The sequence below is a fragment of the Wolbachia endosymbiont of Nasonia vitripennis genome, from assembly GCF_048054115.1.
GTDB lineage: Bacteria > Pseudomonadota > Alphaproteobacteria > Rickettsiales > Anaplasmataceae > Wolbachia.
The window spans coordinates 1-2,939 of the sequence record NZ_JAFEVF010000067.1; the positions used below are offsets into that span (position 1 = coordinate 1).

General features: G+C 35.8%; 2 protein-coding genes and 1 tRNA gene. 2 read left to right on the forward strand and 1 reads right to left on the reverse strand.

Annotated elements, in window-relative coordinates:
- Positions 1 to 47: 47 nt before the first annotated feature.
- Positions 48 to 1,466: a metalloprotease TldD gene (gene tldD / locus JR053_RS05245; RefSeq protein WP_010403935.1), complete on the reverse strand. Its 1,419-nt coding sequence runs from the start codon at positions 1,464 to 1,466 to the stop codon at positions 48 to 50.
- A gap of 62 nt (positions 1,467 to 1,528) precedes the next feature.
- Here tldD and JR053_RS05250 point away from each other — a divergent pair.
- Both JR053_RS05250 and JR053_RS05255 read left to right on the forward strand, forming a co-directional pair.
- Positions 1,529 to 1,613: transfer RNA gene (locus JR053_RS05250), tRNA-Leu, on the forward strand.
- A gap of 62 nt (positions 1,614 to 1,675) precedes the next feature.
- A complete protein-coding gene (locus JR053_RS05255; RefSeq protein WP_264376144.1) occupies positions 1,676 to 2,155 on the forward strand; it encodes a DUF4231 domain-containing protein in 480 nt (159 codons plus the stop codon).
- The last annotated feature ends 784 nt before the right edge of the window (positions 2,156 to 2,939 follow it).

Below are 2,939 nucleotides of genomic sequence, written 5' to 3' on the forward strand. Positions count from 1 at the left end.
CAGTTAATTCATGCCTGTCAGATCAAGTCTAAACTATTACACCTTATCTATATCTCAGTTCCACCAACAGTTATTGCATCGACCTTGAGTGTTGGCTGACCAACTCCAACAGGTACATTTTGTCCGTCTTTTGAGCACGTACCAACACCAGGATCTAACTTTATATCCTCACCAATCATTGATACTTTTTTCAACACCGTTGGACCGTCACCAATGAGTGTTGCTCCTTTAACTGGCTGTGTAATTTTACCATTTTCTATTAGGTAAGCTTCCGAAGATGAGAAAACAAATTTTCCTGATGTTATATCAACCTGTCCACCACCAAAATTTACTGCATATAGACCTTTCTTTACACTAGATATTATTTCTTCTGTTGTATGTTTTCCTGGTAGCATATAGGTGTTTGTCATGCGTGGCATGGTAACTTCTTTGTAACTTTCTCTTCTACCATTACCAGTTGGGCTTACACCCATGAGTTTAGCGTTCATATGATCCTGCATGTATCCTTTGAGAATTCCATCTTCTATAAGCACATTATAGCCAGGTAAAGTACCCTCATCGTCTATGCTAATAGAACCGCGCAAATTAGGCAGAGTTCCATCATCAACTACAGTAATGCCACTGGCTGCCACTTGTTTACCAATGGAATCTGAAAATGCTGAGATTCCTTTGCGATTAAAATCGCCCTCAAGTCCATGACCTACAGCTTCATGTAATAGTACTCCTGGCCAACCTGGACCTAGAACAACCGTCATTTCTCCAGCCGGAGCTGGAATTGCCTCAAGATTTACCAGCGCTTGCTCTAACGCTTGATTTGCAACTTCTTTCCACTTCTTCTCAGAAACAAACTTACTATAAGAGTCTCTTCCACCGTGCCCTGCAGAGCCTTTCTCAGCTCGGCCATTTTTCTCTAGGATGACTAATACATTAAAACGTACCAAAGGCCTAATATCGCTTAACCTGTGATCACCCTTTATTATTTGTACAACTTGCCATTCTCCACTTAGAGTTATTTTTACTTGCTTCACGTAGTTATTCTTGGACCTTACATACTCATTAACCTCATTGAGTAGTTTAATCTTTGAGTTCAGATCCATTTCATTTATGGGGTTAATCTTTGAATACAGCTCTCTTGTTCCCTCATTTAAGTTTATTGAATTTGTTTTGTTTAAAGATACTGAACTTTTCACTATAGAAGCAGCGTTACTAATTTCCTTTTCGCTAATTTCAGAAGAGCAAACAAAAGACGTACTATCCTCACAAAAGGACCTTAACCCAAATCCCCTTCTGATATTCAAATCCATGTGTTTCAATATGTTATCATCAAAAACCAGGGACTCTGACTGGCAAAATTCTAAAAATAATTCACCACCATCACTATCGCTCAAAGCGTTGTTGACTATTTTATATACATTATTAATATTAACATTGTTTTGAGCAAAAAATATTTGATCTAGATTTGGCATTACCTTTGAGCTAAAAATTGTTTAAGTATATTATTTAATTTTAACATAGTAAATCACAAAAAGCCCGGGTGGCGGAATTGGTAGACGCGCTAGCTTCAGGTGCTAGTAACTTTTTAAGTTGTGGAAGTTCAAGTCTTCTCTCGGGCACTCTATATTGATTTTTGAGTTAATTAATGCTATAATATAACATATTTACTATACTTAAGTTTATGAGTTGCGACAAAGAGAGGCTTGTTTACAGAAAGAAAATAAGAACTTATTCAAAACGCTTAGTTACTGCATTATCTATTGCTTCTTTGAGTGGGTACATAGCAGCATTAGCTTTGAATATTTCTGCCTTAAGCTTGTATTTTACTATTGCCAGCACTATACTAAGTGCACTTTCTCTTGTCTTAAATGTATGGTCATTAACTGATCATTTCAGGCAGCGTGACCTTAATAAGCAACTCGTTCCTCGGCAAGAGAAATTAATGAAGATCTGTCTTGATATTGCATCTAGCGTTTCATTTTTAATAGGAGGAATAATATATATATTGCCTCTCGAATCTCCTATTATTCCTTTCATTTCTACTGCTTTTTTTATTCTAGGCTGTACCTTTATGGCAACCAATTTCGTCTGTACTATGATTAGTCAGCCGCAAATAGATGAAAGTAATAATCTAAAATCTAGTAGTCATTTGAACATTTAATCCACGATAGCTGTCTAATTATCACATGTTAATAAATTAGCTTATTTAACTTGACAAATTACGCCATCCCCCTTACTATGAAAGTAAGAGTATTTATCCTTGTTTTTAATCTCCGCGGATTTAATAACAAAATTCAGTAAAAAACTCAGATATTTATTGGCAAATTACATAAAAATTATAGCGGCTGCATGTCTTTTAAATTTTTTCTACATTCAGCCAAATCGCGCTTATTTTAAGCGTTAGCACATTATCAATTTACATTATTAAAACTCGCTATACGGGGGTTTTTTTGTCTTTTTTTTATTTAGTAAATTTCTTAATATTTGTAGCTAAAGTAATTTTAGAGAGCCAGCGCGTGACGCTGGTTCCTGGATCCCAGTGTCGGAGCACTGGGATGACAACAAAGGGCTACTTGAATGATACCCATATTCCAGCATTTGATGCTGAAATCCAGAAATTTTTACTATAAACAAGCATATTGAGCACAAAATTATGCTAAAACACAACGTTTTTTGAGATTACGGAAAGCCAGTGTAAGCTACTTGGATGACATCAAAGAGAGGGTACTGGGATTACACAAAAAGGGCTACTTAAATGACAAGATAGATAGAACTGGCATGAATTGGATTTGAGTAACTCAAATGACCAATGAAAACTGTAACCCTAAACATTGAAGCACTATTATGCACTAAATGATAACTTTCATACACTTGTCATGGTAGTCGTGAAAGAAATAATTCTGTAATAGTTTAGACTTGATCTGACAGGCATGAATTAACTGACA